General features: G+C 59.9%; 20 protein-coding genes. 10 read left to right on the top strand and 10 right to left on the bottom strand.

What is annotated here, in order from left to right; genetic code table 11:
* Window positions 1–233 precede the first annotated feature (233 nt).
* A complete protein-coding gene (locus ACIOU6_RS11405; RefSeq protein WP_221732845.1) occupies window positions 234–1508 on the top strand; it encodes an Hsp70 family protein in 1275 nt (424 codons plus the stop codon).
* Window positions 1509–1642: 134 nt separating this feature from the next.
* Here the strand turns inward: ACIOU6_RS11405 and ACIOU6_RS11410 are convergent, their stop codons facing one another.
* The 3 genes from ACIOU6_RS11410 to ACIOU6_RS11420 form a co-directional block, all read right to left on the bottom strand.
* On the bottom strand, window positions 1643–2656 hold the full coding sequence (locus ACIOU6_RS11410) for an AI-2E family transporter (RefSeq protein ID WP_221732846.1): 1014 nt from the start codon (window positions 2654–2656) through the stop codon (window positions 1643–1645).
* 203 nt (window positions 2657–2859) lie between these two features.
* Window positions 2860–3165: a PsiF family protein gene (locus tag ACIOU6_RS11415; RefSeq protein ID WP_221732847.1), complete on the bottom strand. Its 306-nt coding sequence runs from the start codon at window positions 3163–3165 to the stop codon at window positions 2860–2862.
* A 63-nt stretch (window positions 3166–3228) separates the two neighbouring features.
* On the bottom strand, window positions 3229–4023 hold the full coding sequence (locus ACIOU6_RS11420; RefSeq protein ID WP_401136264.1) for an AraC family transcriptional regulator: 795 nt from the start codon (window positions 4021–4023) through the stop codon (window positions 3229–3231).
* A gap of 96 nt (window positions 4024–4119) precedes the next feature.
* Here ACIOU6_RS11420 and ACIOU6_RS11425 point away from each other — a divergent pair, with 96 nt between their 5' ends.
* A complete protein-coding gene (locus ACIOU6_RS11425) occupies window positions 4120–5007 on the top strand; it encodes a DMT family transporter (RefSeq protein WP_221732849.1) in 888 nt (295 codons plus the stop codon).
* A gap of 96 nt (window positions 5008–5103) precedes the next feature.
* Here ACIOU6_RS11425 and ACIOU6_RS11430 read toward each other — a convergent pair whose 3' ends face one another.
* Entirely contained in the window at window positions 5104–5982 is an 879-nt protein-coding gene (locus ACIOU6_RS11430) for a triacylglycerol lipase (RefSeq protein ID WP_221732850.1), read from the bottom strand.
* 269 nt (window positions 5983–6251) lie between these two features.
* Between ACIOU6_RS11430 and ACIOU6_RS11435 the strand changes: the two genes are divergently transcribed.
* On the top strand, window positions 6252–6782 hold the full coding sequence (locus ACIOU6_RS11435; protein WP_221732851.1) for a bacterioferritin: 531 nt from the start codon (window positions 6252–6254) through the stop codon (window positions 6780–6782).
* Window positions 6783–6899: 117 nt separating this feature from the next.
* Here the strand turns inward: ACIOU6_RS11435 and ACIOU6_RS11440 are convergent, their stop codons facing one another.
* Complete coding sequence (locus ACIOU6_RS11440) at window positions 6900–8975, bottom strand: AsmA family protein (RefSeq protein ID WP_401136269.1); 2076 nt, start codon at window positions 8973–8975, stop codon at window positions 6900–6902.
* Window positions 8976–9359: 384 nt separating this feature from the next.
* On the opposite strand from ACIOU6_RS11440, the gene ACIOU6_RS11445 reads away from it, so the two are divergent.
* From ACIOU6_RS11445 to ACIOU6_RS11475, 7 genes are all read left to right on the top strand, one after another.
* Window positions 9360–9782, top strand: coding sequence for a hypothetical protein (locus tag ACIOU6_RS11445; protein ID WP_401136272.1), 423 nt, complete (start codon window positions 9360–9362; stop codon window positions 9780–9782).
* Between the two features lie 173 nt (window positions 9783–9955).
* Window positions 9956–10588, top strand: a complete 633-nt coding sequence (locus tag ACIOU6_RS11450; protein ID WP_221734401.1) for a TetR family transcriptional regulator — start codon at window positions 9956–9958, stop codon at window positions 10586–10588.
* Between the two features lie 300 nt (window positions 10589–10888).
* Complete coding sequence (gene ureE, locus ACIOU6_RS11455) at window positions 10889–11389, top strand: urease accessory protein UreE (RefSeq protein WP_221734402.1); 501 nt, start codon at window positions 10889–10891, stop codon at window positions 11387–11389.
* Window positions 11386–12060 carry an urease accessory protein UreF gene (locus ACIOU6_RS11460; RefSeq protein ID WP_221734403.1) on the top strand — a complete coding sequence of 225 codons (675 nt, stop codon included), beginning with the start codon at window positions 11386–11388 and terminating at the stop codon, window positions 12058–12060. The genes ureE and ACIOU6_RS11460 overlap by 4 nt, the downstream gene beginning before the upstream one ends.
* Window positions 12061–12099: 39 nt before the next feature.
* Window positions 12100–12714, top strand: a complete 615-nt coding sequence (ureG, locus tag ACIOU6_RS11465; protein ID WP_071174254.1) for an urease accessory protein UreG — start codon at window positions 12100–12102, stop codon at window positions 12712–12714.
* A gap of 27 nt (window positions 12715–12741) precedes the next feature.
* On the top strand, window positions 12742–13314 hold the full coding sequence (locus tag ACIOU6_RS11470) for a HupE/UreJ family protein (protein WP_401136277.1): 573 nt from the start codon (window positions 12742–12744) through the stop codon (window positions 13312–13314).
* A 181-nt stretch (window positions 13315–13495) separates the two neighbouring features.
* Complete coding sequence (locus ACIOU6_RS11475; protein ID WP_221733060.1) at window positions 13496–14629, top strand: AGE family epimerase/isomerase; 1134 nt, start codon at window positions 13496–13498, stop codon at window positions 14627–14629.
* A 95-nt stretch (window positions 14630–14724) separates the two neighbouring features.
* Here the strand turns inward: ACIOU6_RS11475 and ACIOU6_RS11480 are convergent, their stop codons facing one another.
* The 5 genes from ACIOU6_RS11480 to livM form a co-directional block, all read right to left on the bottom strand.
* Complete coding sequence (locus tag ACIOU6_RS11480; protein ID WP_221733061.1) at window positions 14725–15630, bottom strand: cation diffusion facilitator family transporter; 906 nt, start codon at window positions 15628–15630, stop codon at window positions 14725–14727.
* Window positions 15631–15804: 174 nt separating this feature from the next.
* Entirely contained in the window at window positions 15805–16569 is a 765-nt protein-coding gene (locus tag ACIOU6_RS11485; RefSeq protein WP_401136282.1) for an SDR family oxidoreductase, read from the bottom strand.
* An 838-nt stretch (window positions 16570–17407) separates the two neighbouring features.
* Window positions 17408–18124 carry an ABC transporter ATP-binding protein gene (locus ACIOU6_RS11490; protein ID WP_401136285.1) on the bottom strand — a complete coding sequence of 239 codons (717 nt, stop codon included), beginning with the start codon at window positions 18122–18124 and terminating at the stop codon, window positions 17408–17410.
* Window positions 18121–18993: an ABC transporter ATP-binding protein gene (locus tag ACIOU6_RS11495; protein WP_401136288.1), complete on the bottom strand. Its 873-nt coding sequence runs from the start codon at window positions 18991–18993 to the stop codon at window positions 18121–18123. Before ACIOU6_RS11495 ends, ACIOU6_RS11490 begins: the two co-directional genes overlap by 4 nt.
* On the bottom strand, window positions 18990–20291 hold the full coding sequence (gene livM / locus ACIOU6_RS11500; protein WP_221733064.1) for a high-affinity branched-chain amino acid ABC transporter permease LivM: 1302 nt from the start codon (window positions 20289–20291) through the stop codon (window positions 18990–18992). The genes ACIOU6_RS11495 and livM overlap by 4 nt, the downstream gene beginning before the upstream one ends.
* Window position 20292: the final 1 nt, after the last annotated feature.

The following is a 20292-nucleotide window of genomic DNA, read 5'->3' on the forward strand; positions in this document are numbered from 1 at the left end:
GTGCCAGGTTGACCGATCTCAAACTTGTGACCGGGTGGCGCAACAGAAGTTTATCGGCAGTGGGCGGCGGTTCTTGCGACCGCCGGTATGTCTGCCGGCCCATGCCAGCAAGTTTGGGGCAAAGCGGCGACTTTCAACCCAGCCTGGTCGTGAAATAGCTGATGACCGGCCTTCGAATCTGCCGCGCACTGACATACACTGCGCGGCCGTTTTTTGACCGGAACCCGAAAGACATGAACAACGCCTCTCCAGCCCGTGCCTGCGGCATCGACTTCGGCACGTCCAACTCCACCGTCGGCTGGCTACGCCCCGGCATGGAAACGATGATCGCGCTGGAAGACGACAAGATCACCCTGCCGTCAGTGGTCTTCTTCAACATCGAGGAGCGCCGCCCGGTGTACGGTCGCCTGGCCCTGCACGAGTACCTGGAAGGCTACGAAGGCCGGCTGATGCGCTCGCTCAAGAGTCTGCTCGGTTCCAAGCTGATCAAGCACGACACCAGCGTCCTGGGCACCGCGATGCCATTCAAGGACTTGCTCGGCCTGTTCATCGGCCAGCTCAAGAGCCGCGCCGAAACGGCCGCCGGTCGGGAATTCGAGCAAGTGGTGCTGGGCCGTCCGGTGTTTTTCGTCGATGACGATCCGCTGGCCGACCAGGAAGCCGAAGACACGTTGGTAGACGTCGCCCGCAAGATCGGCTTCAAGGACGTGTCGTTCCAGTACGAGCCGATTGCCGCGGCCTTCGACTACGAGTCGACCATCGAGAAAGAAGAGCTGGTACTGATCGTCGACATCGGCGGTGGTACGTCCGACTTCTCGCTGGTGCGCCTCTCGCCCGAGCGGCGCGGTGTGGATAACCGCCACGACGACATCCTCGCCACGGGCGGCGTGCACATCGGCGGTACCGACTTCGACAAACAACTGAGCCTGCAAGGCCTGATGCCGCTGTTCGGCTACGGCAGCCGCATGAAAAGCGGCGCCTACATGCCGACCAGCCACCACATGAACCTGGCGACCTGGCACACGATCAACTCGGTGTACTCGCAAAAATCCAGCCTGGCGCTGGGCAGCATGCGCTACGACATCGAAGACACGGGCGGCATCGATCGCCTGTTCAAACTGATCGAACAGCGCGCCGGGCACTGGCTGGCGATGGAAGTGGAAGAGACCAAGATTCACCTGACGCATACCGACAGCCGGCATGTGCCGCTGGATCGCATCGAAGCCGGGCTGAGCGTGGAACTGACGCGAGCCCTGTTCGAATCAGCCATTGACGCGCAACTGGAACGGGTGCGCGGTAGCGTCACGCAGTTGCTCAACGATGCGAACGTGTCGGTGGATCAGGTGGATACGGTTTTCTTCACCGGCGGTTCCAGCGGCATTCCGGCGCTGCGCAACAGCGTCTCGGCGATGCTGCCGAATGCGCGACATGTCGAAGGCAATATCTTTGGCAGCATCGGCAGCGGTCTGGCGATTGAAGCCATGAAGCGCTATGGCGCCATGGCCTGATCCAAAATCGGCAGTGCGCCCTTCGCGAGCAAGCCCGCTCCCACACTGGATTGCATTCTAGCTGAAGGAATGCGGTCAAAAGTGGGAGCGGGCTTGCTCGCGAAGAGGCCCGCTCAAACACTACAAATTCTGAATCAAACCATCCCGCCCAGCTTCAACTCACTCTTCAGATACGCGTAGTAAATCGGCCCCGCCACAACCCCCGGCAGGCCGAACGCGGCCTCGAACACCAGCATTGCCAACAGCAACTCCCACGACTTGGCACTGATCTGCCCGCCGACAATGCGCGCGTTGAGAAAGTATTCGAGCTTGTGGATAAAAATCAGGTAGCCCAGCGCCGCCAGCGCCACCCAGATCGACAGCGACAGACCGACAATGGTGATCAGCGTGTTCGACATCAGGTTGCCGATCACCGGCAGCAGGCCGAGCAGGAAGGTCAACACGATCAGGGTTTTGGTCAGCGGCAGTTTGATGCCGAACATCGGCAGGATCACCGCCAGGAAGATGCCGGTGAAGAAGGTGTTGAGCAGGGAAATCTTGATCTGCGCGAAGACGATGTTGCGAAACGCCTGCACCAGCAGGTGCAAGCGGTCGAACAGTGCGGCGGCCAGCGGCTTGCGCTTGGTCACGTCCGGTATGCGCTGCAGGGCAATGATTGCGCCGAGCACCATGCCGATCAGCAGCGTGACGAACATGTGCGCTGCGTCCTTGCCCACCAGTTGCAGATCGGCCAAGTGTTTGCCGGCCCATTCGCCAATGGCTACGCGAAATTCCGCCGCACTCGCTGGCAGGTAAGCGTCGATGAACGGCGGCAACTGACCGCGTGCGCGGTCAATCACGCCCATGAATTTGTCGAGCGACGCCCCGGGATTTTCCGCTTCGTGCAGCAGGAAACTGATGGCGCCGGCGAAGAGCAGCGCCAGCACACTGACCACCAGCGTACCGAGCAACGCCACCGCCAGCCAACGTGCGCGGCGGCCTTCAATCAGCCGCTGCAGTTGCGGGGTGAGCATGTTGACCAATTCGAAAACCAGCAACCCGGCCAACAGACTGGGCAGCAAGCGCAGCGGCAACACCAGCAGCAAACCGCCGAAAATGATGATGCAACTAACCCAGAACACAACATGACGCTGAGAAAACGTTGGCATACAGCCTCAAAACGAACGGCGTAAAAGGATGGGCAGTCTGCCAGCGATCCGGGGGGAGCACTAGGAATATGCAGGGACGAAGCGTGTGGGTGCGCTCAATGGCCCCATCGCGAGCAGGCTCGCTCCCACTGGGGTACGCATTTCAATGTGGAAGCGAGCCTGCTCGCGAAGAGGCCGGCCCGTTCACCACATATCGCTGCTGATTACTTTTTCTTCAGGCAATCACTCATGAAAGTCTTGCGTGCATCGCCGGTCAACGCCTTGGTTTTCGCATCAGCGTTGCAGGTTTTCATTTTCTGCTGCTGGGGAGTCATGGCCTTGCCATCGTTGGCTGCTGGCGCGGCTTTGAGGCAGGTGCTCATGAACGTTTTGCGCTCATCGCCTTTCAGACTCTTGGCGGTCGCATCGGCATTGCAGGTGGTCATTTTGTTCTGTTGCGCGGTGGCGGCAAAACCCTGGGAGCACAGCAGCAGACCGATCATCAACAAAGGGACACGCAACATCTTCATGGAGTTTTCTCCTTGTCGCCGCACCGATGGATGCGGCCTCCGCAGGAGTGTAGCCAAATCTTGTTACACCTTCCTGCCTTCAAGGTGGCTGCGCCGGTACTGCTCCGGCGTACATCCGGCCTGACGGGCGAACATGGCGATAAACGCCGAGCCACTGCTGTAACCCAGGTCGAAGGCGATTTCCTGCACGCTGCGCGACGTTTCCAGTGCTTCGATCGCGGCGAGATAGCGCAAGCGTTGGCGCCACTCACCGAAACTCATCCCCAGTTCGCGCACGAACTGCCGGGCCAGCGTGCGTTCGCTGACATGCACTCGCACCGCCCACTGTGCCAGCGGCTGGTTGTTGCCCGGATCGGCCTGCAACGCGTCGAGGATCGATAGCAAACCGGGACTGCTGGCATACGGCAGGTAACACTCATGCACCGGCGCCTGTTGCAGTTGATCGACCAGCACTTGGGCCAGACGCTGATCGGAATCACGTTCGGGGATCTTCACGTCGCGGGCGGCGAAGTCCTTGAGGATCGCCTTGAGAATGTCGCTGATCGCCAGCGTGCAAGCCCGCGCCGGCAACTCGGCACAGACCTTGGGCGCGAGACACACCGCCCGATAATTGACCGGTTGATGGCTGTAGAAACTGTGCTCGACCTGCGGCGGCACCCACACCGCGTATTGCGGCGGCGACATGAAACGGCTGCCGTCGACGTCCATGTGCAGCACGCCATGAGCCGCATACTCCAGCGTGCCCCACGGATGGCGGTGCGGCGCGGCGAATTCGTGGGCGTTGAAGTCGGCGTAACGGAAGTACACCGCCGACGGCAGTTCGCTGAAATCCAGCAGATCGATGTGTTTACTGTTCATGCTGTCCGGTTTCAGAGGCAGGTTGTCCGGTTCGAAGTATAGGGCTGTATCCAGACAGAGGATAATCACGCTTCATTAACGTTCTGGTTTCAACGCATGCAATACGCTTTTCCTCTGCTGGCGATTTTTATCTGGGCCGGCAACACCGTGATCAACAAGCTCGCCGTCGGCGCGATCTTCCCGGCCGAAATCGGTTTCTACCGCTGGCTGCTCGCCGGCTTGCTGTTCACCCCGTTCATGCTCAAACCGGTGATTGCCCACTGGCCGAAGATCCGCCCGAACCTGGGCAAAATCTTTGTGCTCGGCGTGCTTGGCATGGCCGTGTACCAAAGCCTCGCCTATTTCGCGGCGACCCTGACCACAGCGACCAACATGGGCATCATCCTGTCGCTGATGCCCTTGATGTCGCTGGCCATGGCGATCATCAGCCTAGGCCAGCGCCTGACCGCCGGTGCGCTGGTCGGTGCCGTGCTGTCGTTTGCCGGTGTGCTGGTGGTGGTGTCGTCAGGCAGCCTCAGCGCGCTGCTGCAACACGGGGTGAATCTGGGGGACGCGATGATGCTGATCGCCACCCTGGCTTACGCGGTTTACAGCACGTTGCTGAAGAAATGGCAGCTGCGTTTGCCGCCGCTGGTGTTGCTGTATTTGCAGGTGCTGGTGGCGATTGTGGTGTTGTTTCCGCTGTTTGCTGTTTCGCCGAAAACCGGCCTGACGCTGCAGAACATTCCGCTGGTGTTGTACGCGTGTCTGTTGGCTTCGATGCTGGCGCCATTGGCGTGGATGCAGGCGGTGCAGCGCCTGGGGCCGAGCCGGACGACGCTGTTCTTTAATTTGCTGCCGTTGATTACCGCACTGATTGCGGCGGTGGTGTTGAAGGAGCAGTTGGCGACGTATCACTTGGTCGGCGGGATGCTGACCTTGGGAGGGGTGATTCTTTCCGAGCGTTGGACCACCGTGCTGGGCCATAAACGCCGTGTTGCCTGATCCGGCCCCTTCGCGACCAATCCCGCTCCCGCATTTGGCATGTATTTCCCTGTGGGAGCGGGCTGGCTCGCGAAGAACGATCACTTGGTCTGACCGCTAGACCCCGGCAGCCTTGAGCCTCGCCGCATGCTCGACAAACAGCCGCACCGGATCAGCCCCCTTCCCGACCAGCCCCAGCGACTGGTTCACGATGTCGAAATGATCGAGAGGAAAGTCATCGCCAATTACCGTGCCCAGATGCGAGCTGTAACGCCCGACCATGCCGTCACACTGCCCCGCCTCACGCACGAACGTCTTGGCAAACAGCCGACAGCTGCGATGGGTGCCGTCAAACAGATTACCGCCGCGATCGGTCTTGCCCGGCTGTAACGTCCCCGACCACGAGTAATAACGCACGCCATTGACCACTTCCGGCCCGTGCCCGCCCCAGGTGTCGGGCAGCCCCTGTGGATAACGCTGATTGAACAGCGCCACGCCGTCTGAAGTCAGCGAGTGATGCGAGGCATGGATATCGACCGGCAGTTTCGGCCCGTGATAACCGGTGTCGAGTAACGCCATCATCCAGCCGATAGCGCGTAGCAACGCATCGAGTAGGCGCCCTTTGGCACTGTCAGCGGGGTAGTGCTTGAGCAGATAGTCGGCCAGCTCCGAGCCGTGATTGGGCCCGGCGACCGAGGTCACCGAAGCCACCAGATCCGGGCGTTTGGCCGCCGCATAACGCGCCGTCAGCGAGCCTTGGCTGTGACCGAACAGGTTGACCTTGGCCGCGCCGGTCTCGCGCAAAATCTCCTCGATACGCCGCAGCAACTGCTCACCGCGCACCTCGGTCGAGTTGAGCGGCGACACCTGCACGGCAATCACCGTCGCACCACCACGGCGCAACGCCTTGATGATCCCGAACCAATACGGATAAAACACCAGCCGGATAAACCCGAGCATGCCCGGCACCAGCACCAGTGGATAACGCGTCGACATGGGCAAACATCCTTGTGGTCGGTGAGTGGATGCAAGGCGTGCAAAACGCCCGCCAAGCATCCGCCCTGAAGATGACAACTCGATGAGCAGCCTACTTCAGCCCCACCCCCCCTGCCACAATCAGCCCCACCGACGGTCGTTTGACTGACCGGTGCCAAGATTGCATCACATGCCATAAAACTTTTTGCATCGCCCAAGACTCACAACCTGGGTAGGCGATCACGACTGTAGAGCGTGGCGCCAATCGGATTAGCCTCCAGGAGATCGAAATGAGCGACCTGCATTTGTCTGATGTTCAAACCCTGCGCGAGCGCGCACGGCAACACGTTGAAAACGGCGCCGTGACCGAGAGCTACAGTGCCAACCGTGAAGAGGTGCTGCGCTTGCTCAACGAATCGCTGGCCACCGAACTGGTCTGCGTCTTGCGCTACAAGCGCCACTACTTCATGGCCAACGGTTTGAAAGCCAGCGTGGCCGCCGACGAATTCCTCGAACACGCCATTCAGGAAGCGCAACACGCCGACCGCCTGGCTGAACGCATTGTGCAATTGGGCGGCGAGCCTGAGTTCAACCCCGACCTGTTGTCGAAGATGTCCCACGCCCAGTACGTGGCCGGCAACACCTTGAAGGAAATGGTCTACGAAGACCTCGTGGCCGAGCGGATCGCCATCGACAGCTACCGCGAGATCATTCAGTACATCGGTGATAAAGACCCGACGACCCGACGTATCTTCGAAGATATTCTGGCGCAGGAAGAAGAACATGCCGATGACATGGCCGACATTCTGAACGACCTCTAAACCTTCGAAATTGCCATCGCGGGCAAGCCCGCTCCCACAGGATTGCGCTGTACCTGTGGGAGCGGCGGTGCGACGATTCGACTTGCCCGCGATGGCGTCCTGACAGGCGCTGTAGATTTACTTGCTTGGCTTGACGGTCACCGGCGCCTTGCCCGCCTTCATCTGTTCAAGCAGCGGCGCACACTGATTCGGCTCTGCGCCACTGGGGGCCACCAACGCCAGCAGCCCTGCCGCCGGTGCAGCAATCACCCCCAACGCCACCATCCCCGCCCCGCGCAGCAACAGCGGCACCGCTTTGACCCCGGCATCGGGCTTGATGAACTTGCCACGCACATACAGCGGCGAACGCAGCGAGATCAGACGCCAGCCCTTGGATTCGGGGGTCACCGTCAGGTCCAGTTGCTCGGTGGCCATGTTCGCTGTGCCGTCGACGTAAATGATCGCGTTCTCGGTATCGAAGACAAACAGTCGCGTGGTCGCCAAACCGGTCTTGATGTCGAAGTCCGCCGCTGCGCAGTTGATCTTCACTTCCTTGTCGCCAAAGATCTTGCCGACCACGTAGTTACCGACGTTGAGACCGGCCAGCTCCATCAACTCACGACTGATCGCGCCGTCGTTGATCAGCATCTTCAGGCTGCCGTTGGCGCCGCCCAGCAACTTGGCAACCGAGTTGCCGCGACCACTGATATCGGCATCGCCATTGAGCTCACCAAAACTGGTCTTCATGGGCTCAAACGTCGGGAACAGTTCCTTGAGTTTGAACTTGCGCGCAGTCAATTTGGCCCGGCCTTCCAAAGGTTCGGTGCGCCCGTTGAGGCGGATCTGTGCGTCGAGAGTGCCGCCCGCGACGCCGAAGCGCAGCGGTTCCAGGCTGAGCTCACCGTCATCGAGTTTCAGATGGGTATAGAGGTCGGTGAGCGGCAGTTTTTCACTGTGGACGATGCGCTTGCCGGTGAATTCAACATCCGCGTCCATCGCTCGCCAGCGGTCGGTCTTGAACGCCTCGACCGGCAGTACTTTATCGGCCGGTTGCTTGCTATCGCCGCCCCGGGCCTTTTGCTTGTCATTGGCGTCAGCGCCGATCAACGGCGCGAGGTCAGCGAACAGCAGTTGATTGGATACCAGCGCGCCGCTGAGTTTTGGCCGTGGCTGGCTGGCGATGTAGGTCAGGTCGCCATGGATGTCGCTGCCGCCGATCTTGCCGTTGAATTGCTCATAGGTGAATGTCGCGCCCGCCGCGTCATGAAGCTTGGCGATCAGATGGCCGTCGGTTGCATACGGGGGCGTATCCGGCAAGGTCACGCCGGTCAACGGATAGAGATTACCGAGGCTGGCACCGGCCAATTTCAAGCGCAGGTCGAGGGCGCCGAGGTTGAGCGGGTCGGTCAGGGTGCCGGCCAATTCAATGCGGGTGTCGCCGATTTTCGCCTGGGCTTGCAGCGGGAACGGTTTGCTCGCGTCCTGCAACGCCAACAAACCGCCGATCTTGCCTTGGCCGGTGAGGTTCTGGCCGTGATATTGGCCTTTGACCTTCAACGCGAACGCGTAGTCTTGTGGCGCGCCGCCCTTGTCCTTCGCGGTTTTCGCCGCTTTGTCACCGACGATTTCGCTGAACGGAATCGGCTTGCCCAGCGGATCGATCAGCACATCCAGCTTGGTCTTGAGGGTTTGATCATCAAGCGTCACATGACCCTTGTCGAAACCGATGGCGCCGATATCGACCATCCAGTTCGACGGTTCGGCATTCGGATCCTTGGGATCAAACGTGAACGTCCAGTTGGCCCGGCCATCGGCCAAGCGTTGCAGCTCAGCGTTAGGCTCGGTCAGGTCGATGCGCGGGATGACCACGCGTTGCGCCAACAACGCCAGAGGCGAGATACGCAGCTCAACGCGCTTGAGCGTGACCATCTGCGGCGTCTTCGACCACTGCGGATTGCCCAGGCTCAAGTTTTCGGCGACCACATGCGGCCAAGGTACCCAGGCCCGCCAACCGCCCTCATCCGGCTCGCGCTGCCAGATCACCGCGAGGTTGCCGTTAATGGCAAACGGCCGATGCAGCTCTTCCGAGACTTTGGCATTGAGCGCCGGTTTGATCCGGTTCCAGTCGAAGAACGCGATGATCAGGACCAGCACGGCCAAGAGCAGCACAAGGGTGGCGAAGGTCCAACTGAAGATTTTTCCGGTGCGCGTCATGCACAAAGCTCCTGATGACGACCGCACGCCCACATCACGGCGAACGGCTGAAACGGCGGGCCAAAGCGGCCCTCATGAATTCTGTGACTGGCAAAAGGCCCGCAGGTTTAATCGAAAGCCGCATCTGGGCGGAAAAAGCCACGCAAATCTGACCGATTGGTCGAACAACGTTACCGCCCCCCGCACTTTTGTGAGGCGCGAGTGGGTCGAAAATACCCACTAAGGTGCAAAACCGTCACCCTGAAAGGCCCGGTTTAGAGCCTCCCGCCAGAACAATCAATTCTGTTGATTATTACCATTGCGTTTATGAACTTTTATATCGACTTATCGAGAGTAGCATTGCCCTCGTACCCACTTTATCGCCCTCCCAAGGAGCAACCCATCATGAAACGCCAATTACTGCTCAGCCTTACCCTGTCGATGCTAGCCAGCACTGCTTTCGCCCTGCCCGCTGCCGAACAGGCTACTCCGCAAGTAAAAACCAGCTACTCCGTGTTCAGTCAGACCGTTGCTGCTGATGGTTCCGACCGCACGCCACAAGGCCAGACCCTGGCTGAAGATGGCTACGACAAAACTCCACAAGGCCAGGCGCTCGCCGAAAACGGTCGCAACCGCCTCGAACAAAAAGGCCTGGTTGAAGACGGTTACGACAAAACCCCACAAGGCCAGGCGCTCGCCGAAAACGGTCGCAACCGCCTCGAACAAAAAGGCTTGGTTGAAGACGGTTACGACAAAACCCCACAAGGCCAGGCGCTCGCCGAAGGTGGTGGTGACCGTGTGATCGAACGCAACGCCGCTTTAAGCTAAGCCCGTGGTGGCCTGGAAAAAAAGCCCAATTCCCCGATTGGGCTTTTGACTTTTCAGCCACAGCGTTCAAGAAGTCGCGATTTTCCTTCGTTGCATCCCCCCCTGCCGTTCGACGCCGATAAAGCCGATTTGCTAGAGTGCGGCGCTTGTCCTGCCAAAGAACACGCCCTGCGATGCTGCCCCGCGCCGAACAGAAACAACAGACCCGCAACGCCCTGATGGACGCTGCCCGCCACTTGATGGAAAGCGGCCGAGGATTCGGCAGCCTGAGCCTGCGCGAAGTGACGAAAACCGCCGGAATCGTGCCCACCGGTTTCTATCGGCATTTTGCCGATATGGACGAATTGGGCTTGGTGCTGGTGAGTGAAGTCGGCCAGACCTTCCGCGAGACCATCCGCTTGGTGCGCCACAACGAATTCGTCATGGGCGGCATTATCGATGCGTCGGTGCGCATCTTTCTTGATGTGGTCAGCGCCAACCATTCGCAATTTCTGTTTCTGGCCCGTGAGCAGTACGGCGGCTCGCAACCGGTGCGACAGGCGATTGGCCGCTTGCGCGAAAACATCAGCGCCGACCTGGCGGCTGACCTTGGGCTGATGCCCAAGCTTCAGCATCTGGACGCAGCCGGCCTGAGCGTGATCGCCGACCTGATCGTCAAATCCGTTTTCGCCACCCTGCCGGACATCATCGACCCGCCGGCCGAGGCCTTGCCGGAACATCTGACGCCGCAGGCCAAGATCACCCAGCAACTGCGCTTCATCTTTATCGGGCTCAAGCACTGGCAAGGGCTGGGCAGTACCGAATAACCCTCCTCCCTCCAAATAGTCATACATCTCCTGTGGGAGGGGGCTTGCTCCCGAATGCAGTGTACCCGTCGAAACATGCCTGCCTGACACACCGCTTTCGGGAGCAAGCCCCCTCCCACAATTGGATCAGCGTCTCGGCCTCCATTTGGTGCATGTAAAAATCCTCACGCACCAAAATATCTCAATTCCCCGCAACATCTTGAAACATCCACTACGCTCCGACAGGGATTTCCTACATCTCGTCCGATTGGCAAGCCCCTTGCTCTAGCCTGAGTATTGTCCACTGCTGGAAGCTTTCCGATGCTGGTGATTCATCGCAGAATCGACCCTCAACCCCTCTGGGCCGCCGAGTTGCTCCTGACCTTCGAAGCACGGAGCAAAAGCCGTTTGCGCTGTTTCAGTGCCGAGGGTGAAGACGTCGGGTTGTTTTTGGAGCGCGGTCAGGCACCGCTGTATGACGGCGAATGCCTACAGGCTGAAGACGGACGCATCGTTCGAGTTTGCGCCCGCCCCGAACAACTGCTGCACGTCACCTGCGCCAATGCCTTTGAACTGACCCGCGCCGCTTATCACTTGGGCAATCGCCACGTTGCCCTGCAAGTCGGCGATGGCTGGCTGCGTTTGCTCGACGATTACGTGCTCAAAGCGATGCTCGAGCAACTCGGCGCGCAGGTCGAAGCCATTGAAGCGCCGTTCCAGCCGGAGCACGGTGCCTACGGCGGCGGCCATCACCATTCGCGCCACGGCGACGAAGACTTCAACTACGCGCCCAAACTCCACCAGTTCGGCGTGCGCCTGTGAATCCGGCCTGGGCGCTGTTGCGCCTGGCCAGCCCGCAATTGCCGATTGGCGGCTACAGCTATTCCCAAGGCCTGGAAATGGCGGTGGATAACGGCCGGGTCAACAATCCGGACAGCGCTCGCCGCTGGATCAGTGATCAGTTGCTGCTCAACCTCGCCCGATTCGAAGCGCCGCTGCTGCTCGCCCATTGTCAGGCCGCGGCGGATGAAAACTGGGGCGAACTGCTGCAGATCTGCGAAACCCACCGCGCCAGCCGTGAGACCCGCGAACTGCATCTGGAGAGCCGGCAGATGGGTTACTCGTTGCAGCAACTGCTCAACGGCTTGCCGGAACTGGACGCACCCGCGCGCGACTTTCTTGAGCAGTGCGCCGAACCGCACTTGGCCCTCGGCTGGGCGCTGGCCGCCCGCGCCTGGGGCATCAGCCCGCAGGACGCGCTCGCCGCGTGGCTGTGGAGCTGGCTGGAAAACCAGCTCGCCGTCCTGATGAAAACCCTGCCGCTGGGCCAGCAAGCCGCCCAGCGCCTGACCAGCGAACTGCTGCCGCTGCTGCAACAGGCACAGCAGGACGCCACCCGAATCAACCCCGAACACATCGGCAGCACCGCGTTCGGTCTGTCCCTGGCGTGCATGGCCCATGAGCGCCAGTACAGCCGCCTGTTCCGTTCCTAGGGCCTGTTTTTTTAGGCCTTTTATTTTTGGAGAAGCCGCATGAACACACAACCTCTGCGCGTCGGTATCGGCGGCCCGGTCGGTTCCGGCAAAACCGCGTTGACCCTGGCCCTGTGTCTGGCGCTGCGCGAGCGCTACAACCTCGCCGTGGTCACCAATGACATCTATACCCGCGAAGACGCGGATTTTCTGGTGCGCAATGAAGCCCTGGCACCGGAGCGGATCATCGGCGTGGAAACCGGTGGCTGCCCGCACACGGCGATCCGCGAGGACGCCTCGATCAACCTCGAAGCGGTCGATCAACTGAACCGACGCTTTCCGGGGCTGGATCTGATTCTGGTGGAGTCCGGCGGCGACAACCTTTCGGCGACGTTCAGCCCGGAACTGTCCGACCTGACTATCTACGTAATCGACGTTTCGGCCGGCGACAAGCTGCCGCGCAAGGGCGGGCCGGGTATCTGCAAATCCGACCTGCTGGTGATCAACAAGATCGACCTCGCCCCACTGGTCGGCGCCTCGCTGGAAATGATGGACAGCGACACAAAACGCATGCGCAACGGCAAGCCGTTTGTGTTCAGCAACCAGAAAACCGGTCAGGGCCTGGAAGAGATCATCGCGTTCATCGAACGCCAGGGCCTGCTGACCGCAGCCTGATTCACTTATCAACAAGGAAGCTTATCCATGACACTCAAACGCATTCTTGGCGCCCTGGCGCTGCTGCTGACCCCGGCGCTGGCCTTTGCTCACCCGGGGCATGGCGATAGTGGCTTGATCGCTGGTATCAGCCATCCGATGGGCGGCCTCGATCATTTGCTGGCGATGATTGCCGTCGGTTTGTGGGCGGCTCAGCAGCAAGGCGCGGCGCGTTGGGCGCTGCCGTGCACCTTCGTCGGCACCATGCTGATCGGCGGCATGCTCGGCTTTGAAGGGCTGGAATTGCCGGCACTGGAAAGCGGGATAGCGGCGTCGGTGCTGGCGCTGGGCCTGGCGGTTGCGCTGGCGGTGCGTCCGCCATTGGTGATGGCGGTGGCGGCGACGGCGTTGTTTGCGCTGTTCCATGGTGTCGCGCATGGCCTGGAGTTGCCGGACATGTCGAGTCCTTGGGCGTATGCGGCCGGTTTCGTGGCGGCAACCGCTGCGCTGCATGCCGCCGGTTATGCGGTGGTTCGTTTTCTGCCTCAGGCTGCTGCGCCGCTGGTGCGCCTGGCGGGTGCTGCTTCGGCGGTGACGGGTGCGTGGTTGCTAGCGGGCTGATCTCTAACGCCTGATCGGCCCCTTCGCGAGCAAGCCCGCTCCCACAATGGATTGATGGTGCACACAAAACCTGTGGGGAGCGGGCTTGCTCGCGATGACGGCCGATCAGACACCGCATCGCTCCCCCCATGCTGTCTGCTACCATGTCGCGCAATCGCCCCAGCCGTGACGACGTCCGCCCATGCCCCTCGCTTCCCGCTCCAAGTCCCTGCCTGAATTGACCGCCCTGTTCAGCGACGTGCAACAGCATTTCGTCAACGTGATCGTGCCCCTCTGGCAAGGCCCGGGCTGGAACGCCGACATGGCGCTGCCTTACGAGGCGCTGGACGCCGCACATCAGCCGCTGCCACCGCAACGCTATCGGGCGATGGCCTGCGCGCGGCAGTTGTATCTGTTTTCCAGCCTGATCGGGGTTGTGGATAACGCCGAAGATCGCGCGGCGGCGCTGTTTCGCTCGCTGCAACGACACTTCCACGATGCCGAACATGGCGGCTGGTTCTATAGCATTGATCCGCAGGGCAAACCGCTGGATCAGCGCAAGGATCTCTACACCCACGCTTTCATCCTGTTCGCCTGCGCACATTACTGGGACAAGTCCCGTGAGCCGCTGGTGGAGTCGACGCTCAATGCCGCGCTGGAAATCGTCGGCCGCCGTTTTGCGACCGGTGACGGCTTGTACGAAGCGTGCCTTGAGCGCGACTGGATCACCCTGCAAACCGGCCCGCTGCAGAACCCGCTGATGCACTTGGCTGAAGCCTTTCTCGCGACATTGTCAGTGCGTGAGGACGCGGCAACGCAACAAGCGCTCGTTGAGTTATGCACAGCCATGCACAAGCGGTTCATCGATCCACAACATGGCGTGTTGATGGAGAAACCGCTCGGGGCTGTGGATAACTGGTATGAGCCGGGGCACCAGTTCGAGTGGTACTTCCTGCTGCAATCCTCGGCGCTGTTGCGCGGCTCGAAACTGCATTCGGCGCTGGACAAGGCTTTCGCGTTTACCGAGCAATTCGGTGTGCAGCAGCCGTGCGGCGCCGTGCGGGCGATGCTTGATCTGGAACTGGACGGACGCCCGAAAGATTCGACTCAACGGATCTGGGCGCAGGCGGAATATCTGCGGGCGCTGACCTTACGCCCCGACAGCGACGCTGTGGTGCTGCATCAATTGCAGGCATTGCAACAGCGCTTCCTGCATGCCGGTGGCTGGCATGAGTGCCGCGATGAACAGGGTGACGTCAGCCGCAAGGACATGCCTTCGACCACGCCGTACCACCTTGCGACTTGCTATCACGGCTTGGCCGAATATCTTCGCTGATTGATTTACCGCTATCGCTAGCAGGCTAGCTCCCACATTTGGAATGCATTCCCCTGCGGGAGCCAGCCTGCTAGCGACTAACCGTTACACGGCCTCTAGGCAATCCACTTCTTGTCCCCGGTAAAGCTGATGGTCAACCACCGCGCCGCCTCCGGCTCACCCAATTTCGCCGAAATTTCCTCGCGCAAAACATCCAACTGACCGACGCTGCTCAGCGCATAGTCCGCCGGCAAGACCACATGAATCTCGATAAATCGGGCCCGCCCGTGCTTCTGCACGTAGGACACGTAATCGTCGAAACCATGCTCGACCTTCGCCGCGTCCATCACCTGTCGCACCTGATCGTCCAGCGTGTCCGGCGCTATACCGAGCACATCGCGCAGCGCCGGGCCAAGAATCTTGAACGCCGGTGGCAGCATGGTCAGGGCCAATACGATCAGGATCAGCGGGTCGACAAACTTCGCCCACTCGCCATAGCCCTGCGCCTTGAGCAGCAGCGCCGCGAGAAAACTGATCAACAGGCCGACCGAGAGCATCGCGTCCACCAGCCAACTGATGTTGTCGAACTGGATCAGCGTGGATTTGAGCTTGCGATTGCGCCGGCGCACATAGAAGAAGTAGGCGAACTCAACCACGGTGAACACCGCAGCGTAGATGATCACCAGACCCAGTTCGATCTCGCGGCCGCCGTTGATGATGCCGAACACACCGTTGAGAAATGCGTAGATGGCGATCAACAGCAGGAAACTGCCTTCGATCAGCAGCACCATCGGCTCCAGATGCCAGAAACCGAACTGGAAGCGGTGATTGCTTTGCTTGGCGATCAACTTCGCCGTGATCAGCATCAGGACTTTGATGAAGGTGGCGATCAGCGAGAAAAAGCCATCGAACAGGATGGATTGGGAGCCGGAAACAAAACCTGTGACGATCCCGGCGATCGCCACGGCGAACATCAGGATGGTCGATTGTTTGAGCAGCGACTGCTCACCTCGGTTACTCACGTAGCCTCCTCGAAAAACCTTGAACACCGCGGGGTGCGGTGGGGTTGTTGGGAGAGGAGTTTACATTACTGCCATATTTTGGCCGTTTTGGCCTCTCCGCCAGCAGGCTGGCTCCCACATAGATTGCATTCCGATGTGGGAGCCAGCCTGCTGGCGATTAGCTTCAGCGCGGTCTTAGGCCTTGTTACGCTCGATGGCAAAACCCGCCCAGATCTGGCTCACCGGCATCAGCTCAAGGCTGTTGATATTGATGTGCGCCGGCGCATTCATGACCCAGAAAATCGTCTCGGCGATGTCCTGCGGCTGGATCGGCTCGGCACCGGCGTAGGTCGCGTTGTAACGCTCCTGGTCTCCGGCAAAACGCACCAACGAAAACTCGCTTTCACACAGCCCCGGCTCAATGTTGCTGACCCGCACGCCCGTGCCCTGCAAGTCGCAACGCAGGTTCAGCGAGAACTGCTTAACGAACGCCTTTGTCGCGCCGTACACATGGCTGCCTGGGTACGGGTAGTTGCCGGCGATAGAACCAAGGTTAACGATGCCTGCGCCACGACCATGAGCGATCAGGCGCGGCAGCAACAAACGCGTGGCGTACATCAGGCCTTTGACGTTGGTGTCGACCATCGTGTCCCAATCATCCAGATCGCATTTCGGCGCAGGGTCGACGCCCAGTGCCAGACCGGCGTTGTTGATCAGGCCGCGCAACTTGGCGAACGATGGGGGCAGGTTGGCAATCGCCTCCTCCATCGCCTTGCGATCACGCACATCAAGCACCAGGCCATGCACTTCGGTTTGCTTGGACAGTTCAGCGCACAGGGCATTGAGGCGTTCTTCACGACGGCCGGTCAGCACCAGTTTCCAGCCAGCCTCGGCAAAACGGCGGGCACAGGCTTCACCAAAACCGGACGTCGCGCCAGTGATAAACAGGGTGTTGGACATCGTGTTCTCCTTGCTTCGGCCGCCAAGGCAGCCCTTGAAATAGAAAATCAGGTGGCAGCATGCCCGGCCTCGCAATCACGAGCAACACTCGCGAACTGTACAAAAAACAACCAGCAGCGCCAACGCTATAGCGAACGTGGCTTGTAGCCATGTGCACGCACGTTATCCACAGGCCCTTCCACAGTTTCCGGGGGCAAGTGGAAACGCGTAAAGCCGCGCCACACAAGGCTTTGCGGGAGAAATAGAAAGTTTTTTGCTTGACCCTGAAGCGGCAGATGTGCGGGACATGGCATTTTGCACGACTGCCCAGTCATCGCAGTGATCGCGCGAGGCCAGTCATTACGCCGCTTAGCGGAGTCTTTCCAGAGTTTAATCACAGACTTATCCACAGCCCGGCCAGCCTTTAAACGATTGCAAAACCGGCCCCATAAAAAGGTTGACAACGGCGCCTCTTACTCTCGCAAAAAAGCCTGATCAAAAAACAGCCACACGCCTGAAAGCCACGGTTTCAAAGGCTTGCAGCCAGCTACTCCCACGTTATTCACAGCCAGCTCCACAGCAAACGGGGACAAGTCAAAGCTGTGGAAAAACAGTCAATTGCAGCGTCTATATGTCGCGCTTTGGCAGGTTGGGGAATTTGTTTTCCACAATTCTCGAACTTGCACCTCTCAACTGTGGGAGCGAGCTTGCTCGCGAAGGTGGCGGTACATCCAGATCATGAGGTGGCTGATACACCGCATTCGCGAGCAAGCTCGCTCCCACAAGGGGCTGTGGTGGTTTGAGGAATGAAAAAGCCCCGGGACTTGCGTCGCCGGGGCTTTGTGTATCTGGGGATAACTCAGTGCCCGCCCAGATAGGCGTTACGCACCTCCTCGTTCACCAGCAACTCCTTACCGGTACCCGTGAGGCGGATCTCGCCGTTGACCATCACATACGCCCGATCCGACAGCTTCAGCGCATGGTTGGCGTTCTGCTCGACGAGGAAAATGGTCATACCGGTTTTCGCCAGCTCGCGCAGAGTGGCGAAAATCTGCTTCACCACAATCGGCGCCAGGCCCAGGCTCGGCTCATCGAGCAGCAACAACTTTGGCCGGCTCATCAAGGCGCGGGCGATGGCGAGCATCTGCTGTTCACCGCCAGACATGGTCATCGCCCGTTGGTTGCGCCGCTCTTCAAGCCGTGGAAACAGCGTGAACATGCGCTGCATATCCTCTTTGGCGTGTTTGTCGCCAATCGGGATGGTGCCCATCAGCAGGTTTTCCTCGACGGTCATGTCGGGGAATACCCGCCGCCCTTCTGGCGACTGCGCAATGCCGTTGGAGGCGATGTAGTGCGAGGTCTTGTGGGTAATGTCGACGCCTTGATAAAGGATCTGCCCGCTCGCCGCTCGCGGCTGGCCGAAGATCGACATCAGCAACGTCGACTTGCCCGCGCCGTTGGAGCCAATCAGGCTGACGGTTTCCCCTTCGTTGATCTGCAGCGAAACACCCTTGAGTGCCTGGATCGGGCCGTAGAACACGTCGAGGTCTTTGAGCTCGAGGATCGGTTGAGTCATACCAGCTCCTCTTCGTCAGCGCCCAGATAGGCGGCAATCACTTTTGGATCGTTACGGATGGCTTCAGGGCCGCCCTCGGCGATAACGATGCCGTGGTCCAGCACCACAATGTGGTCGGAAATGCTCATGACCATGCCCATGTCGTGTTCGATCAGCACCACGGTCAGATCGTGCTCGTCGCGCAGCAGCCGGATCATCGCGCTCAGCGCTTCGGTTTCCTGAGGGTTGAGGCCGGCGGCCGGTTCGTCGAGACAGATGATTTGCGGCCGCGTGCACATGGCCCGGGCGATCTCCAGTCGGCGTTGCTGGCCGTAGGAGAGTTCACCGGCCAGACGGTTGGCGCAGTCCACCAGATCGACCACTTCCAGCCAATAGAACGCACAATCGAGCGCGTCGCTTTCGGCTTTGCGATAGCCCTTGGTGTTGAGGATGCCGGCGAGCATGTTGCGGTTGACCCACATGTGCTGAGCCACCAAGAGGTTTTCCAGTACCGACATTTCCTTGAACAGGCGAATGTTCTGGAACGTGCGGGCCAGGCCTGCGCGGTTTACCAGATGGGTGCCGCCGAACATCTTGTAGTACATCCGGCTGAGGAAGCTTTTCGGCGAAACGAAATCGGTCGGTTTGAACGACTCGCCCAGCAATTGAATGACGTTGGTCTTCTGGCCGCGCACATTGAGTTCGATCTTGCCGCCGGAGGCTTTGTAGAACCCGGTCAGGCAGTTGAACACCGTGGTCTTGCCGGCGCCATTGGGGCCGATCAGCGCGAAGATCGAATTGCGTTTGACCTTCAGGCTGACATCGCTCAACGCCTTGATGCCACCAAAATGCATCATCAGTTTTTCAACAGAGAGTACGACTTCACTCATGGCGCAGTCCTCTCGTAGTGAATGGCACCTTTGCGTGGTTTGACCCCGGTACGGCTGATGCGGATCAGCCCTCGTGGTCGCCAGATCATCATCAACACCATCAGGATGCCGAACAGCAGCACGCGATATTCGGCGAAGCCGCGCAGCAGTTCCGGGGCAACCGTGAGCACGAACGCCGCAATCACCACACCGATGGTCGAGCCCATGCCGCCGAGCACAACAATGGCCAGGATCAGCGCCGACTCGAAGAAGGTAAACGAGGTCGGGTTGACGAAACCTTGGTAGGTCGCGAAAAACACACCGGCCAGACCGGCCGTCGACGCACCGATGGTGAACGCCGAAAGTTTGACCAGTACGTGGTTCAGGCCCATCGAACGGCAAGCGATTTCATCTTCACGCAACGCCTCCCAGGCTCGGCCGACCGGCATCTTCACCAGACGATGCTTGATGTACAGCACGGCCAGCACCACCAGGAACAACACCGCGTAGATAAAGTAATACTTCACGTCAGAGTTGTAGGCGATGCCGAAGAACTCGTGAAACGGCACCCCACCCTCCTTCGCCCGTTTGCCGAACTCCAGACCGAAAAAGGTCGGCAGCGGTGCCGACATGCCATTCGGGCCTCCTGTCAGGGACAACCAGTTGTTGAGGATCAGACGGATGATTTCACCGAAGCCCAGGGTCACGATTGCCAGATAATCGCCATGCAGACGCAACACCGGAAAACCGAGGATGCAGCCGGCCAGCCCAGCCGTGATCGCCGCCAGTGGCAGCACGGTCCAGAAGCCCAGACCGAGATACTGGTAACCAAGCGCCAGCCCGTAGGCACCGATGGCGTAGAACGCCACGTAACCCAGATCGAGCAAACCGGCCAGGCCCACCACGATGTTCAGGCCCAAGCCCAGCAACACGTAGATCAACCCGAGGATGACCACGCCAAGCAGGTAGGAGTTGGAGAAGAACGGCACGGCCACGGCCAGCAGAATCAGTAGCGGGATGATCCAGCGCAGGCTTGATTTGTGATCGGCTGGCAGCACATGCACGCCGGAACTCGTGCTCTCGAATCCGTCGAGAATCTTCAGGCCCTTGGGCGTTTGCAGGAACAGGCTGAGGGCAAATCGGCCAACCATGACGATGGCGATAATCCACGCCACCCGGGTCGGTTCGAGGTTGAAGCTGTAGCCGTCGAGTACGACGCCGACAATCGGGCCAAACACGACCAAGGCAATGAGGCCGGCAAGAATCGACTCAACCAGGCTTTTTTTGATATCGATGTTTTTTTGAGTGGTTGAAGACATC

It is taken from the genome of Pseudomonas sp. NPDC087615, from assembly GCF_044743445.1.
Taxonomy (GTDB): Bacteria; Pseudomonadota; Gammaproteobacteria; order Pseudomonadales; family Pseudomonadaceae; genus Aquipseudomonas; species Aquipseudomonas baetica_A.